At 62.8% G+C, this 22,650-nt stretch carries 31 protein-coding genes; 28 read left to right on the top strand and 3 right to left on the bottom strand.

Going from position 1 to position 22,650, the window contains the following annotated elements:
• The first annotated feature begins 1 nt into the window (after position 1).
• The 24 genes from rpsC (at position 2) to dsbD (ending at position 13,837) form a co-directional block, all read left to right on the top strand.
• Positions 2–808 (top strand): 30S ribosomal protein S3, encoded by an 807-nt coding sequence (gene rpsC, locus ACYP5B_RS20870; RefSeq protein ID WP_400091594.1) that lies wholly within the window; start codon positions 2–4, stop codon positions 806–808.
• Between the two features lie 2 nt (positions 809–810).
• Positions 811–1,227: a 50S ribosomal protein L16 gene (gene rplP, locus ACYP5B_RS20865; protein ID WP_006160465.1), complete on the top strand. Its 417-nt coding sequence runs from the start codon at positions 811–813 to the stop codon at positions 1,225–1,227.
• A gap of 11 nt (positions 1,228–1,238) precedes the next feature.
• Positions 1,239–1,433, top strand: a complete 195-nt coding sequence (gene rpmC / locus ACYP5B_RS20860) for a 50S ribosomal protein L29 (RefSeq protein ID WP_006160464.1) — start codon at positions 1,239–1,241, stop codon at positions 1,431–1,433.
• The gene (gene rpsQ / locus ACYP5B_RS20855) at positions 1,430–1,708 is read left to right on the top strand and encodes a 30S ribosomal protein S17 (RefSeq protein ID WP_006160462.1); all 279 of its coding nucleotides are present in this window, start codon (positions 1,430–1,432) and stop codon (positions 1,706–1,708) included. The genes rpmC and rpsQ overlap by 4 nt, the downstream gene beginning before the upstream one ends.
• Positions 1,709–1,984: 276 nt before the next feature.
• Complete coding sequence (gene rplN, locus ACYP5B_RS20850) at positions 1,985–2,353, top strand: 50S ribosomal protein L14 (RefSeq protein ID WP_017225233.1); 369 nt, start codon at positions 1,985–1,987, stop codon at positions 2,351–2,353.
• 9 nt (positions 2,354–2,362) lie between these two features.
• Positions 2,363–2,671: a 50S ribosomal protein L24 gene (gene rplX, locus ACYP5B_RS20845; RefSeq protein WP_043350346.1), complete on the top strand. Its 309-nt coding sequence runs from the start codon at positions 2,363–2,365 to the stop codon at positions 2,669–2,671.
• Positions 2,672–2,696: 25 nt separating this feature from the next.
• Positions 2,697–3,239, top strand: coding sequence for a 50S ribosomal protein L5 (gene rplE, locus ACYP5B_RS20840; RefSeq protein WP_006160458.1), 543 nt, complete (start codon positions 2,697–2,699; stop codon positions 3,237–3,239).
• 9 nt (positions 3,240–3,248) lie between these two features.
• Positions 3,249–3,554 carry a 30S ribosomal protein S14 gene (rpsN, locus tag ACYP5B_RS20835; RefSeq protein ID WP_006160456.1) on the top strand — a complete coding sequence of 102 codons (306 nt, stop codon included), beginning with the start codon at positions 3,249–3,251 and terminating at the stop codon, positions 3,552–3,554.
• Between the two features lie 27 nt (positions 3,555–3,581).
• Entirely contained in the window at positions 3,582–3,977 is a 396-nt protein-coding gene (gene rpsH, locus ACYP5B_RS20830; protein ID WP_006160454.1) for a 30S ribosomal protein S8, read from the top strand.
• A gap of 10 nt (positions 3,978–3,987) precedes the next feature.
• Positions 3,988–4,521, top strand: a complete 534-nt coding sequence (gene rplF / locus ACYP5B_RS20825) for a 50S ribosomal protein L6 (protein ID WP_267604573.1) — start codon at positions 3,988–3,990, stop codon at positions 4,519–4,521.
• 11 nt (positions 4,522–4,532) lie between these two features.
• Positions 4,533–4,889, top strand: a complete 357-nt coding sequence (gene rplR, locus ACYP5B_RS20820) for a 50S ribosomal protein L18 (RefSeq protein WP_043350338.1) — start codon at positions 4,533–4,535, stop codon at positions 4,887–4,889.
• A gap of 21 nt (positions 4,890–4,910) precedes the next feature.
• Entirely contained in the window at positions 4,911–5,429 is a 519-nt protein-coding gene (gene rpsE, locus ACYP5B_RS20815) for a 30S ribosomal protein S5 (protein ID WP_006160449.1), read from the top strand.
• Positions 5,430–5,442: 13 nt separating this feature from the next.
• Positions 5,443–5,625 (top strand): 50S ribosomal protein L30, encoded by a 183-nt coding sequence (gene rpmD, locus ACYP5B_RS20810; protein ID WP_006160440.1) that lies wholly within the window; start codon positions 5,443–5,445, stop codon positions 5,623–5,625.
• Between the two features lie 21 nt (positions 5,626–5,646).
• A complete protein-coding gene (gene rplO, locus ACYP5B_RS20805) occupies positions 5,647–6,081 on the top strand; it encodes a 50S ribosomal protein L15 (protein ID WP_267604571.1) in 435 nt (144 codons plus the stop codon).
• A gap of 48 nt (positions 6,082–6,129) precedes the next feature.
• Positions 6,130–7,473 (top strand): preprotein translocase subunit SecY, encoded by a 1,344-nt coding sequence (gene secY / locus ACYP5B_RS20800; RefSeq protein WP_267604570.1) that lies wholly within the window; start codon positions 6,130–6,132, stop codon positions 7,471–7,473.
• Positions 7,474–7,496: 23 nt separating this feature from the next.
• Positions 7,497–7,715, top strand: coding sequence for a translation initiation factor IF-1 (infA, locus tag ACYP5B_RS20795; protein WP_006160436.1), 219 nt, complete (start codon positions 7,497–7,499; stop codon positions 7,713–7,715).
• Between the two features lie 31 nt (positions 7,716–7,746).
• Positions 7,747–7,863, top strand: a complete 117-nt coding sequence (gene rpmJ, locus ACYP5B_RS20790) for a 50S ribosomal protein L36 (RefSeq protein WP_006160433.1) — start codon at positions 7,747–7,749, stop codon at positions 7,861–7,863.
• Between the two features lie 19 nt (positions 7,864–7,882).
• Entirely contained in the window at positions 7,883–8,248 is a 366-nt protein-coding gene (rpsM, locus tag ACYP5B_RS20785; protein ID WP_006160431.1) for a 30S ribosomal protein S13, read from the top strand.
• 24 nt (positions 8,249–8,272) lie between these two features.
• Positions 8,273–8,674, top strand: a complete 402-nt coding sequence (gene rpsK / locus ACYP5B_RS20780; protein WP_006160430.1) for a 30S ribosomal protein S11 — start codon at positions 8,273–8,275, stop codon at positions 8,672–8,674.
• Between the two features lie 307 nt (positions 8,675–8,981).
• Complete coding sequence (rpsD, locus tag ACYP5B_RS20775; protein ID WP_006160429.1) at positions 8,982–9,605, top strand: 30S ribosomal protein S4; 624 nt, start codon at positions 8,982–8,984, stop codon at positions 9,603–9,605.
• A 182-nt stretch (positions 9,606–9,787) separates the two neighbouring features.
• Positions 9,788–10,768, top strand: coding sequence for a DNA-directed RNA polymerase subunit alpha (locus ACYP5B_RS20770; RefSeq protein WP_006160428.1), 981 nt, complete (start codon positions 9,788–9,790; stop codon positions 10,766–10,768).
• Positions 10,769–10,929: 161 nt separating this feature from the next.
• Entirely contained in the window at positions 10,930–11,325 is a 396-nt protein-coding gene (gene rplQ, locus ACYP5B_RS20765; protein WP_006160427.1) for a 50S ribosomal protein L17, read from the top strand.
• Positions 11,326–11,484: 159 nt separating this feature from the next.
• Positions 11,485–11,829 (top strand): divalent-cation tolerance protein CutA, encoded by a 345-nt coding sequence (gene cutA / locus ACYP5B_RS20760; RefSeq protein WP_318231202.1) that lies wholly within the window; start codon positions 11,485–11,487, stop codon positions 11,827–11,829.
• A 46-nt stretch (positions 11,830–11,875) separates the two neighbouring features.
• The gene (gene dsbD, locus ACYP5B_RS20755) at positions 11,876–13,837 is read left to right on the top strand and encodes a protein-disulfide reductase DsbD (protein ID WP_459570970.1); all 1,962 of its coding nucleotides are present in this window, start codon (positions 11,876–11,878) and stop codon (positions 13,835–13,837) included.
• Between the two features lie 66 nt (positions 13,838–13,903).
• Here the strand turns inward: dsbD and ACYP5B_RS20750 are convergent, their stop codons facing one another.
• From ACYP5B_RS20750 to yihA, 3 genes are all read right to left on the bottom strand, one after another.
• Positions 13,904–15,163: a magnesium transporter CorA family protein gene (locus tag ACYP5B_RS20750; protein WP_459570960.1), complete on the bottom strand. Its 1,260-nt coding sequence runs from the start codon at positions 15,161–15,163 to the stop codon at positions 13,904–13,906.
• A gap of 10 nt (positions 15,164–15,173) precedes the next feature.
• Positions 15,174–16,166 (bottom strand): porphobilinogen synthase, encoded by a 993-nt coding sequence (gene hemB, locus ACYP5B_RS20745; RefSeq protein WP_400091581.1) that lies wholly within the window; start codon positions 16,164–16,166, stop codon positions 15,174–15,176.
• Between the two features lie 333 nt (positions 16,167–16,499).
• Entirely contained in the window at positions 16,500–17,246 is a 747-nt protein-coding gene (gene yihA, locus ACYP5B_RS20740) for a ribosome biogenesis GTP-binding protein YihA/YsxC (RefSeq protein WP_459570959.1), read from the bottom strand.
• A gap of 570 nt (positions 17,247–17,816) precedes the next feature.
• On the opposite strand from yihA, the gene ACYP5B_RS20735 reads away from it, so the two are divergent.
• The 4 genes from ACYP5B_RS20735 to ACYP5B_RS20720 all read left to right on the top strand — a co-directional run bounded on the left by ACYP5B_RS20735 (position 17,817) and on the right by ACYP5B_RS20720 (position 22,628).
• The gene (locus tag ACYP5B_RS20735; RefSeq protein ID WP_267604565.1) at positions 17,817–18,476 is read left to right on the top strand and encodes a c-type cytochrome; all 660 of its coding nucleotides are present in this window, start codon (positions 17,817–17,819) and stop codon (positions 18,474–18,476) included.
• A gap of 157 nt (positions 18,477–18,633) precedes the next feature.
• Positions 18,634–20,820 (top strand): cytochrome c biogenesis protein ResB, encoded by a 2,187-nt coding sequence (locus tag ACYP5B_RS20730; protein ID WP_459570958.1) that lies wholly within the window; start codon positions 18,634–18,636, stop codon positions 20,818–20,820.
• A 45-nt stretch (positions 20,821–20,865) separates the two neighbouring features.
• Positions 20,866–22,038, top strand: a complete 1,173-nt coding sequence (ccsB, locus tag ACYP5B_RS20725; RefSeq protein ID WP_459570969.1) for a c-type cytochrome biogenesis protein CcsB — start codon at positions 20,866–20,868, stop codon at positions 22,036–22,038.
• A gap of 149 nt (positions 22,039–22,187) precedes the next feature.
• On the top strand, positions 22,188–22,628 hold the full coding sequence (locus ACYP5B_RS20720) for a COG4315 family predicted lipoprotein (protein WP_459570957.1): 441 nt from the start codon (positions 22,188–22,190) through the stop codon (positions 22,626–22,628).
• Positions 22,629–22,650: the final 22 nt, after the last annotated feature.

Genomic DNA, 22,650 nt, shown 5'->3' with positions numbered 1-22,650 from the left:
GATGGGACAGAAGATTCATCCGACTGGCTTCCGTCTGGCCGTCAGCCGTAACTGGGCTTCGCGTTGGTACGCCAACAACACGAAGTTCGCCGGCATGCTGAAGGAAGACATCGAAGTTCGCGAGTTTCTGAAGAAGAAGCTCAAGAACGCTTCGGTTGGCCGCGTCGTGATCGAGCGCCCCGCCCGCAATGCACGTCTCACCATTTATAGCTCGCGTCCGGGCGTGGTGATCGGCAAGAAGGGTGAGGACATCGAACTGCTCAAGGCCGAGCTGCAACGCCGCATGGGTGTGCCCGTGCACGTGAACATCGAGGAAATCCGCAAGCCGGAAACCGATGCGCAGCTGATCGCCGACTCGATCACCCAGCAGCTCGAGCGCCGTATCATGTTCCGCCGCGCAATGAAGCGCGCGATGCAGAACGCGATGCGCCTCGGTGCCCAAGGCATCAAGATCATGAGCGCCGGTCGTCTGAACGGCATCGAAATCGCACGTACCGAGTGGTATCGCGAAGGCCGTGTGCCCCTGCACACCCTGCGCGCCGACATCGACTACGGCTTCTCCGAAGCAGAAACCACCTACGGCATCATCGGTGTCAAGGTGTGGGTCTACAAGGGTGATCACCTCGGCCGCAACGAAGCGCCGGTGGTGGAAGAGCCGCAAGACGATCGTCGTCGTCGCCCGGGTGGTCGTCCTGATGGTCGTCGCCGTGAAGGCGAAGGCGGCCGTCCGGGTGGCAACCGCCGCGGTGGCGCGGGTGCCGGTGCAGGTCGCCGCGCTCCTGGCGCAGATGCGAAGAGTGGAGAATAACGATGCTGCAACCTAAGCGCAGAAAATATCGCAAGGAGCAGAAAGGCCGCAACACGGGTAAAGCTACCCGTGGCAACGCCGTGTCTTTCGGCGAATTCGGCCTGAAGGCGATGGGCCGTGGTCGTCTGACGGCTCGTCAGATCGAGTCGGCACGTCGTGCGATGACCCGTCACATCAAGCGTGGCGGCCGCATCTGGATCCGGATTTTCCCGGACAAGCCGATCTCGAAGAAACCCGCCGAAGTCCGTATGGGTAACGGTAAGGGTAATCCGGAATACTACGTGGCAGAAATCCAGCCGGGCAAGATGCTGTACGAAATGGATGGCGTGACGGAAGAGCTGGCTCGTGAGGCGTTCCGCCTCGCGGCCGCCAAGCTGCCGATCGCTACCAATTTCGTGGTGCGCCAGGTCGGGACGTAAGGAGAGCAGGGATGAAAGCATCCGAACTTCGCGGCAAAGATGCCGCAGGGCTGAACCAGGAGCTCTCCGAGCTGCTGAAGGCCCAATTTAGCCTGCGCATGCAAAAGGCCACCCAACAGCTGCAGAACACCAGCCAGCTGAAGAAGGTGCGCAAGGACATCGCGCGGGTGCAAACCGTGCTGAACGAAAAGGCGACCTCGAAATGACTGAAACTGCACAAACGGAATCGTCGCTTCGCCGCACGCTGGTCGGTCGGGTAGTTAGCGACAAGATGGACAAGACCGTCACGGTCTTGATCGAAAACCGCGTCAAGCATCCTCTGTACGGCAAGTACGTGCTGCGTTCCAAGAAGTACCACGCACACGACGAAGCCAACCAGTACAAGGAAGGCGACAAGGTCGAGATCCAGGAAACGCGTCCGCTGTCGCGGACCAAGTCCTGGGTGGTTTCCCGTCTGGTCGAAGCTGCGCGCGTCATCTAAAAAACCACACGGTTTTCGGTTGACTTGCGAGTCCAGGGTTATGTGCTATAATCCTGGACTTCCGCTTTGTTGCATTCGCCTTAGTTGTATCACCCCGGCGAATCGGTGAAGCGAACCTAGCCGAGCGGCTCCTGATTAACCATGTTCAGGCCGCCTGGTAACTACCGACTTCAAAGTTGATCAACCCAAACGGTTGCTGGCGCAAAGCCAGGGGCTGACGGGACCAAGACTGACCGGCGGGCGTTGCCCGGTGGATTAAGTTGGGAAGATAACACCATGATTCAGACAGAAAGCCGGCTCGAAGTAGCCGATAACACTGGTGCGCGCGAAGTGCTGTGCATCAAAGTGCTGGGTGGGTCCAAGCGCCGCTATGCGAGCGTGGGCGACATCATCAAGGTGACCGTTAAGGACGCAGCGCCGCGCGGTCGCGTGAAGAAGGGCGATATTTACAACGCCGTCGTCGTGCGTACCGCCAAGGGCGTACGTCGCGCTGATGGTTCGCTCGTCAAGTTCGACAGCAATGCCGCTGTCTTGCTGAACACCAAGCTCGAGCCGATCGGCACCCGTATTTTCGGGCCGGTGACTCGTGAACTCCGTACCGAGCGCTTCATGAAGATCGTGTCGCTCGCGCCGGAAGTGCTGTAAGGAGCCGCCATGAACAAGATTCGTAAAGGCGACGAAGTCATCGTCCTGACCGGAAAAGACAAGGGCAAGCGCGGCACCGTGCAAGCCATGCTCGGCGAGAAGGTTGTGGTGGAAGGCGTCAACGTGGCTAAGAAGCACGCACGTCCGAACCCCATGCTGGGTACCACCGGTGGTGTGGTCGACAAGGTCATGCCGCTGCATATTTCTAACGTTGCGCTCGTGGATGCCAATGGCAAGCCGTCGCGCGTCGGTATCAAGGTGGAAGACGGCAAGCGTGTACGCGTGCTGAAGACCACCGGTGCCGTCGTGGCAGCTTGATTCTGGGCACAGATAGGAGTTGAGCATGACTGCACGTCTGCAAGAGTTTTACAAAGAACAAGTAGTACCGAAGCTGATCGAACAGTTCGGCTTCAAGTCGGTCATGGAAGTGCCGCGTATCACCAAGATCACCCTGAACATGGGCCTTGGCGAAGCCATCAATGACAAGAAGGTCATTGAGCTGGCCGTGGGCGACCTGACCAAGATCGCCGGCCAAAAGCCGGTGGTGACCAAGGCCAAGAAGGCAATCGCCGGCTTCAAGATCCGCCAGGGTTATCCCATCGGCGCGATGGTGACGCTGCGCGGCGAACGCATGTTCGAATTCCTGGATCGTCTCGTGACCGTGGCCCTGCCGCGCGTTCGTGACTTCCGTGGTGTTTCGGGCCGCTCGTTCGATGGTCGTGGCAACTACAACATCGGTGTGAAAGAGCAGATCATTTTCCCCGAAATCGAGTACGACAAGATCGACGCACTGCGTGGTCTGAACATCAGCATCACGACGACGGCGAAGAATGACGAGGAAGCCAAGGCCCTCCTCGCAGCATTCAAGTTCCCGTTCCGTAATTAAGGGGTAACCGTGGCTAAATTGGCTCTGATTGAACGTGAGAAGAAGCGCGCTAGGCTCGTGGCAAAGTATGCCGACAAGCGTGCGACCCTCAAGGCCATTATCGACGACCAAGAGAAGTCGGAAGAAGAGCGTTATAGCGCGCGTCTCGAGCTGCAGCAGCTCCCGCGCAACGCGAACCCGACTCGCCAGCGTAACCGCTGCGCGATCACCGGTCGTCCCCGCGGTACCTTCCGCAAGTTTGGCCTGGCGCGTAATAAGATCCGTGAAATCGCCTTCCGTGGCGAAATCCCGGGTCTGACGAAAGCCAGCTGGTAATTACGCACAGGCTACAGGAGAAACAGTATGAGCATGAGCGATCCTATCGCCGATATGCTGACGCGCATCCGCAACGCCCAAGGCGTGCAGAAAGTGTCGGTTGTCATGCCGTCGTCGAAGCTGAAAGTGGCAATCGCCAAGGTCCTTAAGGACGAAGGCTACATCGACGACTACGCCGTGAAAGAAGAAGGCGGCAAGGCACAACTGAGCATCGGTCTGAAGTACTACGCTGGCCGTCCGGTCATCGAGCGCATTGAGCGTGTCTCGAAGCCTGGTCTGCGCGTGTACAAGGGCCGCAGCGACATCCCCCAAGTGATGAACGGCCTCGGCGTCGCAATCATCTCGACCCCGCAGGGTCTGATGACCGATCGCAAGGCACGTGCCACTGGCGTGGGCGGCGAAGTTCTTTGCTACGTCGCGTAAGGAGTAAACCATGTCCCGTGTAGGTAAGGCTCCCATCGCGCTGCCCAAAGGCGCAGAAGTTAATCTGGCAGCTGGCGTGCTCTCCGTTAAGGGCCCGCTCGGCACGCTGACGCAGCCGATCCACAGCCTGGTCAAGGTCAATGTCGAAAACGACACGCTGACTTTCGCCCCCGCTGATGAATCGCGCGAAGCAAACGCACTGCAGGGCACCATGCGCGCCCTGGTGGCCAACATGGTCAAGGGTGTAACCGCCGGTTTCGAGCGCAAGCTTAACCTGGTCGGCGTGGGCTATCGTGCCCAGCTGCAAGGTACTGCGCTGAAGCTCCAGCTTGGTTTCTCGCACGACGTGATCCATGCGATGCCGGAAGGCGTGACGGCGGCAACGCCCACGCAGACCGAGATCATCATCAAGGGTGCGGACAAGCAGAAAGTCGGTCAGGTGGCAGCGGAAGTCCGCGCGTACCGTCCGCCTGAGCCCTATAAGGGCAAGGGCGTTCGCTACTCGGACGAGCGCGTCATCCTGAAGGAAACCAAGAAGAAGTAAGGGGTGCAATCATGAACAAGAAAGACGCTCGTTTGCGCCGTGCACGTCAGACCCGCGCCAAAATCGCGGAGTTGAAGATCAACCGTCTGACCGTGTTCCGTACGAATTCGCATATTTACGCCCAGGTCTACTCGCCGTGCGGCACGCAAGTGCTGGCATCGGCTTCGACCGCCGAGGCAGAAGTGCGCAAGGAACTGACTGGCAGCGGTGCTACCGCCGCCGCCGCGACCCTGATTGGCAAGCGCATCGCCGAAAAGGCGAAGGCAGCTGGCGTGGAAACCGTTGCGTTCGATCGCGGCGGCTTCCGCTTCCATGGTCGCGTGAAGGCACTGGCTGACGCAGCGCGCGAAGCCGGCCTTAAGTTCTAAGCGCACATAGAGAGATACGTCATGGCAAAAATGCAAGCAAAAGTCCAGCAGGACGAACGCGACGACGGCCTCCGCGAGAAGATGATCTCGGTCAACCGTGTCACCAAGGTGGTGAAGGGTGGCCGGATTCTCGGTTTCGCTGCGCTGACCGTGGTTGGTGACGGCGATGGCCGCATCGGCATGGGCAAGGGCAAGGCCAAGGAAGTGCCGGTTGCAGTTCAGAAGGCAATGGACGAAGCCCGTCGCAAGATGGTCAAGGTCTCGCTGAAGAACGGCACGCTGCAACACGAAGTCGTTGGCAAGCACGGCGCCGCCAAGGTGCTGATGATGCCCGCCAAGGAAGGTACCGGCGTGATCGCTGGTGGCCCGATGCGCGCGATTTTCGAGGTGATGGGCGTGACCAACGTCGTGACCAAGTCGCACGGCTCGACCAATCCGTACAACATGGTTCGCGCCACGCTGGACGGTCTTCAAAAGATGAGCACGCCGGGCGAGATCGCCGCAAAGCGTGGCAAGTCTGTTGAAGACATCCTCGGTTAAGGAGTCGGACGAAATGTCGCAACAAACCGTAAAAGTGCAACTCGTGCGCAGCCTGATCGGCACGCGTGAGGATCATCGCGCCACCGTACGTGGCCTGGGCCTGCGCCGTATCAATTCGGTGTCGGAGCTGCAGGACACGCCCGCTGTTCGCGGCATGATCAACAAGGTGTCGTACCTGGTCAAGGTTCTGGCCTGATACCGGGACACGGAGAGCAAGATGCAACTCAACAACCTGAAACCGGCTGACGGTTCGAAGCACGCAAAGCGTCGCGTCGGCCGCGGTATCGGCTCCGGCCTGGGCAAGACTGCCGGTCGTGGTCACAAGGGTCAGAAGTCGCGTTCGGGCGGCTTCCACAAGGTCGGCTTCGAAGGCGGTCAAATGCCGCTGTATCGTCGCCTGCCGAAGCGTGGCTTCACCTCGCTCACGAAGATCTTCACCGCTGAGGTGAGCCTGCGTGACATCGAGCGTCTGGAAGCCACCGAGGTGGACCTGCTGGTTCTGAAGCAGGCTGGCCTGGTGACTGAGCTGGTCAAGAGCGCCAAGATCATCAAGGCTGGCGAGCTGACCCGCAAGGTAACGATCAAGGGTCTGGGCGCCACCGCTGGTGCCAAGGCTGCGATCGAAGCCGCCGGCGGTCAGATCGCGGCGTAATTTAGCAGCAGATTTCGCAGCATAGGCGAGTCACAGTCGGAGCATCGTTTGGCCACGGCGAAACCCAATGCAAGCACGCAAGCCAAGAACACGGCGAAGTACGGCGACCTAAAGCGCCGGCTGATGTTCCTGGTGCTGGCCTTGATCGTGTACCGCATCGGAGCGCATATTCCGGTGCCGGGAATCGATCCGGAACAGCTTGCGAAGCTTTTCCAGAGTCAGTCAGGTGGCATCCTCGGGATGTTCAACCTGTTCTCGGGCGGTGCACTGTCGCGCTTTACCGTCTTCGCGCTCGGCATCATGCCGTACATCTCGGCGTCGATCATCATGCAATTGCTGACGATCGTGCTGCCGCAGCTGGAGTCGTTGAAGAAGGAAGGGCAGGCGGGTCAACGCAAGATCACGCAGTACACGCGCTACGGCACGGTGGTTCTGGCCACCTTCCAGGCGCTGTCGATTGCAGTCGCGCTGGAATCTCAGCCTGGTCTGGTGATCGATGCGGGCCTGATGTTCCGGGCGACCGCGGTGATCACGCTGGTGACCGGTACGATGTTCCTGATGTGGCTGGGTGAGCAGATCACCGAGCGGGGTCTGGGCAACGGCATCTCGATCATCATCTTCGGCGGTATCGCGGCGGGCTTGCCCAACGCGATCGGCGGGCTCTTCGAACTGGTTCGCACCGGTTCCATGAGCATCATTGCATCGATCCTGATCGTTGCAATCATCGCCGGTGTTACCTTCGCCGTGGTGTTTGTCGAGCGTGGCCAGCGCAAGATCCTGGTGAACTATGCCAAGCGTCAGGTCGGCAACAAGGTGTACGGCGGTCAGTCGTCGCACCTGCCGCTGAAGCTGAACATGGCAGGGGTGATTCCGCCGATCTTCGCATCGTCGATCATCCTGTTCCCGGCGACCATCGCGGGCTGGTTCACGTCTGACTCGACGAGCGCTGCCGGCCGGTTCATCAAGGACCTGGCTGCGACGCTTTCGCCGGGACAGCCGGTCTACATCCTGCTGTACGCTGCTGCAATTATATTTTTCTGCTTCTTCTATACGGCTCTTGTGTACAACAGCCGGGAAGTCGCGGACAACCTGAAGAAAAGCGGTGCCTTCATTCCGGGCATTCGTCCGGGCGAGCAGACGACGCGCTACATCGACAAGATTCTTGTCCGTCTGACGCTGGCTGGTGCGATCTACATCACACTGGTCTGCCTGTTGCCGGAATTCCTGGTACTGCGCTGGAACGTTCCGTTCTATTTTGGCGGAACCTCGTTGCTGATCATCGTGGTCGTCACGATGGACTTCATGGCCCAGGTCCAATCCTATGTCATGTCGCAGCAATATGAGTCCCTGCTGAAGAAAGCGAATTTCAAGGGTAATCTGACCTTGCGCTGAAGCCGGGTCGGTACAGGCTAGGTATGGCAAAAGACGACGTCATCCAGATGCAGGGGGAGGTCCTGGAAAACCTTCCCAACGCGACGTTCCGCGTCAAACTGGAAAACGGCCATGTAGTGCTGGGCCATATCTCCGGCAAGATGCGAATGAACTACATCCGGATTCTTCCGGGTGATCGGGTGACGGTTGAACTGACCCCATATGATCTGTCACGCGCGCGCATCGTCTTTCGGACGAAGTGAAGCGAACAGGAATTGAAGGAAGAGGAAAATCATGAAAGTGCTGGCTTCTGTTAAGCGCATTTGCCGCAACTGCAAAGTTATCAAGCGCAACGGTGTCGTGCGCGTGATCTGCTCGTCGGATCCCCGCCACAAGCAACGCCAAGGCTAATCGGAAAGAGGATTGACGAATGGCACGTATCGCAGGGGTTAACATCCCGAACCACAAGCATACCGAGATCGGCCTGACGGCTATTTACGGTATCGGCCGCTCGCGCGCCCGCAAGATTTGCGTGGCCACCGGCGTTCCCTTTGACAAGAAGGTCAAGGACCTGACCGACGGCGACCTGGAAAAGCTTCGTGACGAAGTAGCCAAGGCCACGGTTGAGGGTGACCTGCGTCGTGAAACCACGATGAACATCAAGCGTCTCATGGACCTTGGTTGCTATCGTGGCGTCCGTCACCGCAGGGGTCTCCCGATGCGCGGTCAGCGCACCCGCACCAACGCCCGTACCCGCAAGGGTCCGCGTAAGGCCGGCGTGGCTCTGAAGAAGTAAAGCCGAAGGCAGAGGAAGAAACTAATGGCAAAAGGTCCGAATAACGCCGCCCAGCGCGCGCGTAAGAAGGTCAAGAAGAACGTTGCCGACGGCATTGCGCACGTCCACGCTTCGTTCAACAACACCATCATCACGATCACCGACCGTCAGGGCAACGCTCTGGCATGGGCAACCTCGGGTGGCCAGGGCTTCAAGGGTTCGCGTAAGTCGACGCCCTTTGCAGCTCAGGTTGCTGCCGAGAACGCCGGCCGCGTGGCGCAAGACCAGGGTATCAAGAACCTGGACGTGCGCATCAAGGGTCCCGGCCCTGGCCGTGAATCGGCTGTGCGCGCGTTGAACGCGCTCGGCATCAAGATCTCGATTATCGAAGACGTGACGCCAGTGCCGCACAACGGCTGCCGTCCGCCCAAGCGTCGTCGGATCTAAGCGCCGGTGTGATACCCGGGCTGTGGGTGAGGTCTTCCTCTATCTCTGCCCGGTGTGGTAGCATTGCACGTTGACCTGCTGCATATGCTTTGCGGCAGGTTTTCGTTTTGCGTTTTTGTGTTTGGCGATTGGCCTCATGGCCCGCCGCCTGGTGCAAGCAGTCAGTCATATGCTTTTGCGCGTGCCCTCAGGGGAATGCGCTGGATAAGCCCACCGTCTGCCACTCATGCGTCCCTAGAACGGGCGGAGAAGGCGGACTCGCGGCGCGTCGAACAAGGCGCCGCGATCGATCAGGAAGGAAGATAAAGTGGCACGTTATATCGGCCCGAAGGCCAAACTATCCCGTCGTGAAGGTACCGACCTGTTCCTGAAGAGCGCACGCCGCTCGCTTGCAGACAAGTGCAAGCTGGACAGCAAGCCGGGCCAGCACGGCCGCACCTCGGGTGCACGCACCTCCGACTATGGCAACCAACTGCGCGAAAAGCAGAAGGTCAAGCGTATCTATGGCGTGCTCGAGCGTCAGTTCCGCCGCTACTTCGCTGAAGCCGACCGCCGCAAGGGCAACACCGGCGAGAAGCTGCTGCAACTGCTGGAATCGCGCCTGGACAACGTCGTGTACCGCATGGGCTTTGGCTCGACCCGCGCTGAAGCGCGCCAGCTGGTGTCGCACAAGGCGATCCTGCTGAACGGTCAAGCCCTGAACGTGCCGTCGGCACAAGTCAAGGCTGGTGACGTCATCACCATCCGCGAGCAGTCGAAGAAGCAAGTCCGTATCGCCGAAGCGCTGTCGCTGGCTGAGCAATCGGGTTTCCCGGCATGGGTTGCCGTGGACGCGAAGAAGTTCGAAGGCACATTCAAGCAAGTGCCGGATCGCGCCGATATCTCGGGTGACATCAACGAAAGCCTGATCGTCGAATTGTATTCGCGTTAATCACTCGAATTCTGTCCGACACCATCGAACGGTCAGGGGCTTGCGTTTCCCGTCAAGCTTCACATTCAGCCCGACGCGCTGCCGCGCGCCGGGCTTATTGCCCATCGTGCGATGGGATTTTCAGGTTCCATACGTCAGCCTTATCGGTGTAACGAGCCGAGGGTATTGAAAAGGACAACCTAATGCAAACAGCACTACTCAAGCCTAAAATTATTGCCGTGGAGCCGCTCGGCGACCATCACGCCAAGGTCGTGATGGAGCCGTTCGAGCGTGGCTATGGCCATACGCTCGGTAACGCCCTGCGTCGCGTGCTGCTGTCGTCGATGGTCGGTTATGCCCCGACCGAAGTCACGATCGCTGGGGTGGTCCATGAGTACTCCACCATCGATGGCGTGCAGGAAGACGTAGTCAACCTGCTGCTGAATCTGAAGGGTGTGGTCTTCAAGCTGCACAACCGCGACGAAGTCACGGTCTCGCTGCGCAAGGAAGGCGAAGGCGTTGTGACGGCAGCCGATATCGAGCTGCCCCACGATGTCGAGATCATCAACCCCGGCCACGTGATCGCTCACCTGTCGGCCGGCGGCAAGCTCGATATGCAGATCAAGGTCGAACAAGGCCGTGGTTATGTGCCGGGCAACGTGCGCAAGTTCGGCGACGAAGCGGGCAAGGTGATCGGCCGCATCGTGCTGGACGCTTCGTTCTCGCCGGTGCGCCGCGTTTCGTACGCAGTCGAATCGGCTCGTGTGGAACAACGTACCGACCTCGACAAGCTGGTGATGAACATCGAAACCGACGGCGTGATTTCGCCCGAGGAAGCGATTCGTCAATCGGCGCGCATCCTGGTCGATCAGTTGTCGGTGTTCGCCGCGCTGGAAGGCACCGAGTCGTCGGCGGAAGCCGCTTCGAGCCGTACGCCGCAGATCGATCCGATCCTGCTGCGCCCGGTCGACGACCTGGAGCTGACGGTGCGTTCGGCCAACTGCCTGAAGGCCGAAAACATCTACTACATCGGCGACCTGATCCAGCGTACCGAAAATGAGCTGCTGAAGACCCCGAACCTGGGTCGCAAGTCGCTCAACGAAATCAAGGAAGTGCTGGCTTCGCGCGGCCTGACCCTCGGCATGAAGCTCGAGAACTGGCCGCCCGCAGGGCTGGAGAAGTAATAACCGGGCGCGGTGGCGGGCTTGTCCAGCCACCGCGCCAGGTCATCCCGGCGACCGGCATGTGCCGGCTGCCCTAATAGACTACCGGCCCGCGCCGAACCGGGAAGCATCCCGGCCAAGCGATAGAAGAGCTGGTCAAACATAGCAATAAAGGAATCATCATGCGTCACCGTCATGGTTTGCGGAAACTGAACCGCACTTCGTCGCACCGTCTCGCGATGCTGCGCAACATGTCCAACTCGCTGTTCCAGCACGAGCTGATCAAGACCACCCTGCCCAAGGCCAAGGAACTGCGCAAGGTTGTCGAGCCCCTGATCACGCTGGCCAAGAAGGACACCGTTGCCAATCGCCGCCTGGCTTTCGCCCGCCTGCGCGACCGCGACATGGTCACCAAGCTGTTCAACGAACTCGGCCCGCGTTACAACGCACGTCCGGGTGGCTACACCCGTATCCTGAAGTTCGGTTTCCGCCAAGGCGACAATGCGCCGATGGCGCTGGTCGAACTGGTTGACCGCCCGGAAATCACCGAAGCGCCGGCTGAGGAAGCAGGCGAATAAGGTTGATGCCGTCCCGGCCGCTTGCGACCTTTGGTCGCGGCGAGCCGCGCGGACACCGCTTACAATCGAGCCAGGCTATATGCCTGGCTCTTTTGTTTTCCGGGGCCGGCGTGCCGGAATGCCGCCGCCGGGCAGCCTGCGGCCTGGGAGGAAGTTTTGATGAGCGAAGCAATATTGGTGATGACGTCGCTGCCGGACGCCGAGTCCGCGGGTCGTGTAGCAAGGGCCGTGCTGGAGTCGAGGCTGGCGGCATGCGTGAACCGGCTCGCGCCGTGCGAGTCCGAGTACTGGTGGCAAGGTGAGATCGAAAGCGCACGCGAGTGGCCGCTGATGATCAAGACCACCCAGGAGCGCTACGCCGCGCTGGAGGCAGCGATCCGGCTCGCGCACCCGTACGAGGTGCCGGAGATCGTGGCGCTGCCGCTGGTCGCCGGATTCGCGCCCTATCTGGCATGGGTGGCGCATGAAACCCGAACGGGCGCGGACGAGGGCGACAGCGCCTGACGCGAGCGCGATGCGGACAGAACGAATGACAATTCAAAGGCAGGGCATGAGTTTCAGTGTGGGCGCGAACGCTTCGAGGGGGCCCCGGGCCGTGCAAGCCGTGCGGCATAGTGCCGCAGTGCGGCTGCTGATCATGCTGTTTGCCGCGCTCTGGCTATGCCTTGCCGGCGTGGCGCATGCCGCCGACGACGATTTCCTGCCGCCTGAGCAAGCCTTCCGGTTTGCCGCGCATCAGGTCGATGCGAAGACGATCGAGGTTCGCTTCGATGTGGCGGACGGCTATTACCTCTACCGCGATCGCTTCGCCTTTGCGGCGCAGCCTGCATCCGTCAAGCTGGGCGCGCCGGTGTTCCCGCCCGGCAAGGTCAAGTTCGACGAGACGTTCGGCAAGGAGATGGAAACCTATCACGGCGGGCTGACCATCCGCGTGCCGGTGGAGTCTGCCCCGGCCGACGGCAAATGGTCGCTGGTGGTGACCTCCCAGGGCTGCGCCGACAAGGGCCTGTGCTATCCGCCGCAGGAAAGTGTGTTCAAGGTCGGCGGTGGTGTGCTCGACAGCCTGTTCGGCAAGCGGGCACCGGCGGATTCCAGCAGCATCGGCAACGGCCCGGCCGCCGCAAGGGGCGACGCGGCGGGGGCTGCGGCATCGACCGGGCCCTCCCCCGCCCAACCGGCACCCGCGGCCGACGAGAACGACCGCATTGCCGGCGCCCTGGCCAGCCGCAACCTCGGCGTGATCGCCGCGCTGTTCTTCGGCCTGGGCTTGCTGCTGACCTTCACGCCGTGCGTGTTACCCATGGTGCCCATCCTGTCGTCGATCGTGGTGGGCGAGCACGTCACGCGCAAGCGCGCCCTGTTGGTGTCGCTGTCCTATGTGCTCGGCATGGCGGTGGTCTACACCGGCATCGGCGTGGCGGCGGGCCTGCTCGGCGAGGGCCTCTCGGCGGCGCTGCAGGCGCCGTGGGTGCTGGTTGCCTTCGCGCTGCTGATGGTGGCGCTGTCGCTGTCCATGTTCGGTCTCTACGAGCTGCAGCTGCCGCAGCACTGGCAGACCCGGCTGACGGCGTCGTCCAACCGTCGCCAGGGCGGGCAGCTCGCCGGCGCCGCAGCCATGGGCGCAATCTCGGCGCTGATCGTCGGGCCGTGCGTGACGGCGCCACTTGCCGGCGCGCTGGCCTATATCGCGCGCACCGGCGATGCCGTAGTCGGCGGCGGTGCGCTGTTTGCCATGGCGCTCGGCATGGGCGTGCCGCTGCTGCTGGTGGGCGTGGGGGCAGGCAACCTGCTGCCGCGCGCCGGGCGCTGGATGGAGACGACCAAGCGCTTCTTTGGCTTCCTGCTGCTGGGCGTGGCGCTCTGGATGGTGAGCCCGGTGCTGCCGGCATGGGCGCTGATGGCGGGCTGGGCTGCGCTGCTGCTGGTTGGCGCGGTGTTCCTGAGCGCCTTCGATTCGCTCGGCCCCGATGCGCATGGCTTGGCCAGGGTAGGCAAGGGCCTGGGCCTGCTGGCAGCGCTGGCGGGGGCCATCCTGCTGGTGGGGCTGGCATCCGGTGGCCGGGATCCCCTGCAGCCGCTGGCGCACCTGAGTGCCGCGCGCTCGGCGCCGGAAGCGGCAGCCGGCGGTGTGTCCGAGGTGCGGTTCGAGCGGGTTCGCTCGATTGCCGAGCTCGACGCGCGCGTGGCGCAGGCCGCCGCCGCTGGCAAGCCGGTGCTGCTCGATTTTTATGCGGACTGGTGCGTGAGCTGCAAGGAGATGGAGCGGTTCACCTTTACGGATAAGCGCGTGCGGGCGCGGCTGTCCGAGGTCGTGATGCTGCAGGCGGACGTCACGCGGAACAACGCCGACGACCGTGCGTTGCTCAAGCGCTTCGGGCTGTTCGGCCCCCCGGGCATCATCCTGTACGGCGCCGACGGGCGCGAGCGGCCGGTCCGCGCGATCGGCTACCAGCCGGCCACGCGCTTTCTCGACACGCTGTCGCGTGCGCTCGATGCGAAGGCCAGCACTTGACACGTACCTGAGACGTATCCGAGACGTACCTGAAATACCCGAAGCGCCAGCTTCGGCAGGCGCCGGCTAGCTTTGCTCCAGCCGGCGTCCCAGCGCCCATACCGCGGCCAGCACCACCACTACCGCCCCCATCAGCGCCAGCGACCACCAGAAGCCCTGCGGCTCGCGCAGCCATGGCATGCGGTCGAAGTTCATGCCGAAGATGCCGGTGATCAGCGTGAGCGGCATGAACAGCGCGGTGATCAGCGTCAGCGTGCGCATGGTCCGATTCGTACGGTGCGCCACCGATGAAAAGTGGATCTGCACCGCGGACTCGATCGAGTCCTCCAGCCGGCGGGCATGCGCGAGCACACGCGAGATGTGCTCCATCACGTCGTTGATGCGCACCAGCAGTGCATCGTCGCGGCCTGCCGTGTTTGGCGCACCTGGCGTGCCTGTGGCGGCCCCTTCACTCGCGATGCTGTAGCTGTTGTCGAGCAGGCTGTCGCGGAACTCTTGCAGTGCGTCGTGCTGCTCCTCGCATAGGTGCTCCAGGCGCCGCAGCTCGATGCGGGCGTCCAGCAATCCCTCCCAGCTGGAAAAGCTGCGCCGCGCGTTAAGCAGCGCGCGCTGCCACCGGTCGAGCTGGCGCGTCAGCGGTGCGCGCAGGTCCAGGTAGCGGTCGACCATGGCGTTGAGCAGCCGCAGCATCAGGTCTTCCGGGCGGGTTGGCGGGCGGATGCCATGCACCAGCGCGGCGTTCCCGTTGGCCCGTGTCTTTGACGCCGCTTGCGGCCGCGGCGCCTGGCACAGCTCAAGCAGGCGCTGGCGCACCTGGTCCAGCGTGCGCGATTGCGCAGGCCGGACCGTCAGTAGCACGTTATCGAAAACGAAGAAAGTGACCGGCTGGGTATCGATCTTGGCCAGCGCGGGCAGGAAGCCCGGCGGGTAGCGGCGCGGCTTGGCCGCAGTTCTGGGTTTCGCGGCGGACTGCTGGCCGGTTGTCGCGGTAGCGGATGCCGCCGCCGCCTCTCCGCCAGCCTCGGCGATCAGCCGGCTGGTCTCGAACGTGAGCTTGCGGAAGATCACCATGTCGTAGGCATGCGTCGTATCGAAATACGACGGATGCGACGAATTGGTGGCATCGATGAGATGCAGGTCCAATACCGGGGAGCCCGTCAGCGCCTGGACGCTGTCGCGCCAGGCCGTCGGCGCGCCGCTGACCTCCTCGATCGGCGTGTCGACCCAGACGAAGCGGGCCGCCGCATTGCCGGCGAGGAAATCGCGCGCCGCATCGAGCGAGGCGAGCGGATGGACCTGGCTGGCGGAAAAGCCTAGCAGTTGCATCCGGGCCGGTTCAGCGCGTGAGCAGGCGAGCGGCGTCGCGTGCGAAATAGGTCAGGATGCCATCGGCGCCGGCGCGGCGGAACGCCAGCAGCGATTCCATCATGACCTTGTCGTGATCCAGCCAGCCATTCTGGGCGGCGGCCTTGAGCATCGCGTACTCGCCGCTGACCTGGTAGACGTAGGTGGGGAAACGGAACTCGTCCTTCACGCGCCGCAGGATGTCGAGGTAAGGCATGCCGGGCTTGACCATCACCATGTCCGCGCCTTCCATGATGTCCTGCGCCACTTCGCGCAAGGCCTCATCGGAGTTGGCCGGGTCCATCTGGTAGGTCATCTTGTTGCCCTTGCCCAGGTTGGCCGCCGAGCCCACCGCATCGCGGAACGGGCCGTAGAAGGCCGAGGCGAACTTGGCCGAGTACGCCATGATCCGCGTATGGATATAGCCGCCGTCTTCCAGCGCCGCGCGCACGGCGCCGATGCGCCCGTCCATCATGTCCGAGGGCGCCACGATATCCACGCCGGCCGCGGCCTGCGTCAGTGCCTGCTTGACCAGGATCTCCACGGTGACGTCGTTGATGACGTAGCCGTCGTCGTCCAGCACGCCGTCCTGGCCGTGGCTGGTGTAAGGATCCAGCGCCACGTCGGTCAGCACGCCCAGTTCCGGGAAGCGGTCCTTGAGCGCACGCACGGCGCGCGGGATCAGGCCTTCGGCGTTGGTCGCCTCGATGCCGTCGGGCGTCTTCAGGGCCGGGTCGATTACCGGGAACAGCGCGATGACCGGGATGCCAAGCTTCACGCAGTCTTGCGCCACCGGCAGCAGCAGGTCAATCGACAGACGCTCCACGCCGGGCATGGATGCCACGCTCTCGCGCTGGTTATGGCCGTCGACGATGAACACCGGATAGATCAGGTTGTCCGGCGACAAGCGGTTTTCGCGCATCAGCCTGCGTGAGAAATCATCACGGCGCATGCGGCGCGGACGGTACTCGGGAAAAGTGGACATGGCTTGAGAGGGGGAGTCGGAAAAGAAGTGCGGGAGTCTGCCGGGCGGCTGGCGCGATGTGGCTGGCAAGTGCCTGACCAGGCCGCTTGTGAAAGAAAAACTAAACTTTTGATCTCGCCCGCTATCATACTCGCGGACACTCTGCGTTGCGCTTGCGTGATGCAGCGTCCCCCGCTACTCCTCCCTGAGCGGGTACCCGCCCTTAACCGGTGGGAAAGTTCGCCCCCGTTGCTTGCAACGGGGTTTTTTTTGCCGGTTCATTTGCCGATTCTATTTGCCGATTCGACAACAGGGCGGGCGCAGGGGTGGGTACGCGTCGTGGCGCCCGTGGGATCAGTTCGCGGGCGCGTCGGGCGGCGTATCGTCCGCAGCCGCACTCGGTTCAGCTTCCGTTTCAGCTTCCGGCGCTGCCGCGGCGTTGTTGGCCGGGGCGGCGGGTGGCAGGGCCTCGGGCAGGGACAGCCAACCCGCCACCACGCGCTGGGCTTCCTCGATGCCGCGGCGCTTCAGGCTGGAGAACAGCTGCGCGGTCAGGGGCACGGGCGTGTCGAGCTGCTCGGCGTAGCCGGCCAGCACCTTGCGGGTTTCGCGCAAGGCAAGGGCGTTCTCGCTGTTGGTCAGCTTGTCGGCCTTGGTCAGCAGCACGTGAATAGGCCGGCCCGTGGGCAGGAACCACTCGACCATCTGGCAATCCAGGTCGGTAAAGGGGCGGCGCGCGTCCATCATCAGCACCAGGCCGGACAGTTGCGAGCGGGTCTGCACGTAGTCGCTCAGCAACGCTTGCCAGTGGAACTTGGCCGATCCCGACACCTGCGCATAGCCGTAGCCGGGCAAGTCGACGAGGAAGGCGAGCGGGTCCGGCGCCTTGACCGGGGCCACGCCGAAGAAGTTGATGTGCTGGGTGCGGCCCGGCGTGCGCGACGAGAAAGCCAGCCGCTTCTGGTTGCACAGGATGTTGATGGCGGTGGATTTGCCGGCGTTGGAGCGGCCGGCGAACGCCACTTCCGGCACGGCCGTGGCAGGCAGGTCGCGCAGGTGATTGACGGTAACGAAAAAGCGGGCCTGATGTAGGAGGGACATGCGCTTGGGCGATGGGGCGGGTGGGGGCGGGCTGCCGCCTGGGTTCAGGCGGGTTCGCCGGCGTCACCGCGCCGATGTGAGTGAGGTGGGCGGCACATGCTGCCGCCTGGATGGCCGGGGCTGGCGTCTGGCCGCGTCGCGGCGCGCACATCCTCTATCCGGCACACGATTTATTGTACAATAACGCGGTTAACGGCCTCCCGATTAGGTGACGCGCGGCATCCTTGGCCTCGCATTTATCTGGCAGGGAAGTCTTGCGTGTCCGTTCCATTGTGGTAGCAAGCCTGTTGGTCAAGTCCCTGTTACGGCGCCGAAGCGTGGTGCCGCCACAAGAGGGCCAACCGGGGGTCTGGGCCTGCTACCGGGATATTCGCACGGTCTGCCGCTCTCGTTCGCATGGGGGCGGTGCCATCCGGCTTTCGCCTGGGCGTTTTCTGGCTTCAGGCGAGCCGGCGGTCCGTCGTGATGAATTTCCGATGTCAAAGTGCCTGCCCATCGCGTCCTCACCGCGGGCAGTGTGCTGAACGGCGTGCCCCATGGAATTCAAAACAATTCAGACAAGGTGTGCGAATGAACCGCATTGCGAAACTTCTGGCTGTCGTGGCGCTGGCTCTGCCGGCAACTGCCATGACCGGTCTGGCATCTGCCGCAGAGCAGGCCGCCGCAAAGGCTGATCCGGCCAAGGGCGAAACCCTCTACACGCAAGGTGCCGCTGATCGCAATGTCCCGGCTTGCCTGAGCTGCCACGGCGCCAACGGCAACAGCGGCGGCGCCGCCAACCCGAAGCTGGCCGCCCAGCACCCCGAATACGTGCACAAGCAGCTCGACGACTTCAAGGCCAAGAGCCGCAGCAATGCCATCATGTCGCCCTACGCGGCCGCCTTGTCCGAGCAGGAAATGAAGGACGTCGGCGCCTACCTGGCCAAGCAGAGCCTCAAGCCTGCCACCGCCAAGAACAAGGACACCATCGAAGCCGGCCAGAAGATCTACCGAGGCGGCATTGCGGCCAAGGGCGTGCCGGCCTGCGCGGCTTGCCACGGCCCCACCGGCGCCGGCATTCCGGCCCAGTACCCGCGCATCGGCGGCCAATGGTCCGAGTACACCGAGGCGCAACTGGTTGCGTTCCGCCAGGGCACCCGCAAGAACAATCCCGTGATGACCACCGTCGCCGCCAAGATGTCGGATGCCGAGATCAAGGCCGTGGCCGATTACGTCGCAGGGATTCGCTAAGTCGTTCCGCGCCGGGCAGCCGGAGCACCGCAGCGGGCCTCGCCATCGCGAAGCGCCACGCCCAGGTGCAACCAAGCAGCCCGGCAACAATCGAAGAGGGTGGCCTGCGCGAGCATGTCCACCCTTTTTCATTTCAAGGCTGAGGGCCCCACTGCACATGTCCACCGCTTCCACGTCAGGACTGCACCTGAAGACTTCTCACCGCCTGCTACGCGACGCGGTTGAGCTGCTGTCCTCGATGCGATTCGCTATCGCGCTGCTGACGGTGATTGCGATTGCCAGCGTGGTCGGGACCGTCCTCAAGCAGAACGAGCCCTATCCCAACTATGTGAACCAGTTCGGTCCTTTCTGGGCTGACCTGTTCCACGCGCTGTCGTTGCAAAAGGTTTACAGCTCCTGGTGGTTTCTGCTGATCCTGACCTTCCTGGTGATCTCCACCTCGCTGTGCCTGACCCGCAACGCGCCCAAGATGATCAAGGACATGCGCTCGTGGAAGGACCACGTGCGTGAGCGCAGCCTGCGGTCCTTCCATCATCGCGCCGAGTTCGATTCGGGCCGCCCCCGCGCCGATGCGGTGAAGCACCTCACCGCGCTGCTGGCCAATCGCGGCTACCGCATCAAGAGCGTTGCGCATGAAGGCGCCACCCTGCTGGCCGCCAAGGCGGGCGCGGCCAACAAGCTGGGCTACATCCTCGCGCACACCGCTATCGTGGTGATCTGCATCGGTGGCCTGCTCGACGGCGACATGTTGATCCGCGCGCAGATGTGGTTCGGCGGCAAGAGCCCGATCGGCGGCAACGCCGTGATCAACGACATCCCGCCCGAGCACCGTTTGTCGGTCAACAATCCGGGCTTCCGTGGCAACGCCTTCGTGCCGGAAGGCTCGACGGTGTCCACCGCCATCCTGAATATCTCGGACGGCGCGCTGGTGCAGGATCTGCCGTTCAATATCACGCTGAAGAAGTTCAGCGTCGAGCATTACTCGACCGGCATGCCCAAGCTGTTCGCCTCCGACGTGGTCATCACCGACCGCGCCACCGGCCGCAAGACCGAGGCCACCATCAAGGTCAACGAGCCGCTGGTGGTGGACGGCGTGGCTATCTACCAGTCCAGCTTCGAGGACGGCGGCTCCAAGCTGAAGTTCGTTGGCTACCCGATGCAGGGTGGCAGTGAAAAGACCTTTGCTTTTGCCGGCACCGTGGGCGCCAATTCGCCGCTGACCGGCACGGGCAACGCGGCCGATGCCGAGGGGCTGACGGTCGAGTTCAGCGATTTCCGCCTGATGAATATCGAGAACGTCACGGATGCATCGGGCAAGCCCGACGCGCGTGGCGTGGCGCGCAAATCGCTCAACGAGAAGCTCGAGTCCCACCTGGGCTCGGCGGTCAATCCTGACCGCGCGAAGGAGTTGCGCAACGTTGGCCCGTCGGTGCAATACAAGTTGCGCGACCGCAACGGCCAGGCTCGCGAATTCAATAACTACATGGTGCCGGTGCAACTCGACGGCCAGTCGGTCTTCCTCGCCGGCATGCGGGATACGCCGAGCGAGCCGTTCCGCTATCTGCGCATTCCGGCCGACGAGCAAAACAGCGTGGCGGACTGGATGCGCCTGCGTGCTGCGCTGCAGGATCGCGCGCTGCGCAGCGAAGCCGCGCGCCGCTTCGCACTCGCCTCGATGCCGGGCGAGGGCCGCGAAGTACTGCGCGGCCAGCTGGCCGAGGGCGCCTTGCGCGCGCTCGACCTGTTTGCCGGCGCCTCGCGCAGCAACCCGCAGGCCCCGCCGGGCGGCTTCACCGCGATTGCCGCCTTCCTGGAAAAGTCCGTGCCGCCGGCCGAGCAGCAGAAAGCCGCCGACGTGCTGCTGAAGATCCTCAATGGCTCGATGTGGGAACTCTGGCAGGTGGCGCGCGCGCAAGACAAGCTGCCGGTGGTGCCGAATAGTGCCCAAAGTGGCGCTTTCATGCAGCAAGCCATCAATGCGCTGTCCGACAGTTTCTTCTACACCGCGCCGGTTTTCCTGCAGCTCGACGACTTCACGGAAGTGAAGGCCAGCGTGTTCCAGATGACCCGTGCACCAGGGAAGAACATCGTGTATCTTGGCTGTCTGCTGTTGGTGCTGGGCGTGTTCTCGATGTTCTACATCCGCGAGCGCCGCGTCTGGCTCTGGGTGAAGGACCCCGCGGACCCCGCCGGAACCGCTGGCGGGCAGGGCGCCGCCAGCCACGTGCTGATGGCCATGTCCACGCAGCGCCGTACACTGGATTTCGAGAAAGAGTTTGTCGCGCTGCGCGACGATGTTGGCCGCGCCGCCGGCAGCATCGGCACGGCAGGCGCCCGCAAATAAGCAGGAACCAATATGTCTTCGAATGTGAATCAGGCCAAGCCGGGCATGGAGGCGAGTCCAGCGGGCGTTGTCGCTAGTGGCGATGAGCAGGCCTACCTGGAGCCGTCGTTCCTGCGCCGGCTCGGCTGGGTCGACTGGCTCTTTGCCTTGATGCTGGCGGCGGGCGCGGGCTTCGCGCTGGCACGCTACGGCGCGTGGATGAATGTCTACGACAAGGGCGTGCTGATCGCCGCGGTGCCTACCTTTGCGCTGCTGGGATGGCACTGGAAGCCGGCGCGGTTGCTGATGGTGACGCTGACGGTGCTGGCGCTGTTCGCGATCCAGCTCTACCAGGGCCAGTTGCCGCGCGCCGAGCAGGCCTTCTTCCTCAAGTACTTCCTGTCGAGCCAGTCGGCCATTTTGTGGATGAGCGCCCTGGTGTTCCTGTCCACCCTGTTCTACTGGGGCGGCTTGCTGGCGCGCTCGGAGACCGGGCTGCAAATCGGCAGCAAGATGGTGTGGGCAGCGGTGATGCTGGGCTTTACCGGCATGCTGGTGCGCTGGTACGAGTCCTACCTGATCGGCGCGGACATCGGCCACATCCCCATCTCCAACCTGTACGAAGTGTTCGTGCTGTTCACGCTGATCACCTCGTTGTTCCACCTGTATTACGAAGGCCGCTACAAGACCCGTGCGCTGGGGCCGTTCGTGATGCTGGTGGTATCGGCGGCAGTCGGTTTCCTGCTGTGGTATACGGTCAGCCGCGACGCGAGCGAGATCCAGCCGCTGGTGCCCGCGCTGCAGAGCTGGTGGATGAAGATCCACGTGCCGGCCAATTTCATCGGCTACGGCACCTTCGCCCTGGCCGCCATGGTGTCGGTGGCCTACCTGCTCAAGCAGCACGGCATCCTCGCCGAGCGCCTGCCCTCGCTCGAAGTGCTCGACGATGTGATGTACAAGTCGATCGCGGTGGGCTTTGCCTTCTTCACCATCGCCACCATCCTTGGCGCGCTGTGGGCGGCGGAAGCCTGGGGCGGCTACTGGAGCTGGGACCCCAAGGAGACCTGGGCCCTGATCGTCTGGTTGAACTACGCGGCCTGGCTGCATATGCGGCTGATGAAGGGCCTGCGCGGCACCATGGCGGCCTGGTGGGCGCTGGTGGGTTTGCTGGTCACGACCTTTGCCTTCCTGGGCGTCAACATGTTCCTTTCCGGTCTGCATAGCTACGGCGAACTCTGATCCGGGTGTTGCGCTGCAATATGAAAACCTGCCCATCCGTGCGATGCGGCAGGTTTTTTTTCGCCCGAATGGAATAAAGCCGTCACATCCGGTGTTTACTGAAGGGACGGTGCCGGCTGGCGGCGCCGAATCGCATGGAGATCGACATCATGGCCCTTTCCCGTCCTATCGCAGTCGCTTCCCTCGCATCGTTGTCCCGCCCCGCTGTTCTCGCGCTCGCCTCTGCCGCAGTCCTGCTGTCCGCCTGTTCGGGCATGGGTGGCATGGGTGGCAGCGCCGGCAATATGCCGCCCACGGTGAAGGTTGCCGGTGGCACGTTGACCGATCCTCAGGGCCTGACACTCTATACGTTCGACCGTGACACGGCCGGCAAGAGCGCCTGCAATGGCGGTTGCGCCACCAACTGGCCGCCACTGATGGCCGCGCCCGGTACCAGCGCCACGGGCGACTACAGCGTCATCACGCGTGACGACGGCGGCAAGCAATGGGCCTATCGGGGCAAGCCGCTCTACCGTTTCTCCAAGGATGCCAAGCCGGGTGACCGCACGGGCGACAACTTCAACAACGTCTGGCACGCGGCTACGCCCTGATACGGGCTAGGGCAGCCTGACG

This window comes from Cupriavidus sp. 8B, from assembly GCF_054589115.1.
Note: the sequence above shows the minus strand (reverse complement) of the source record. Positions and strands in the feature narration are given on the sequence as shown.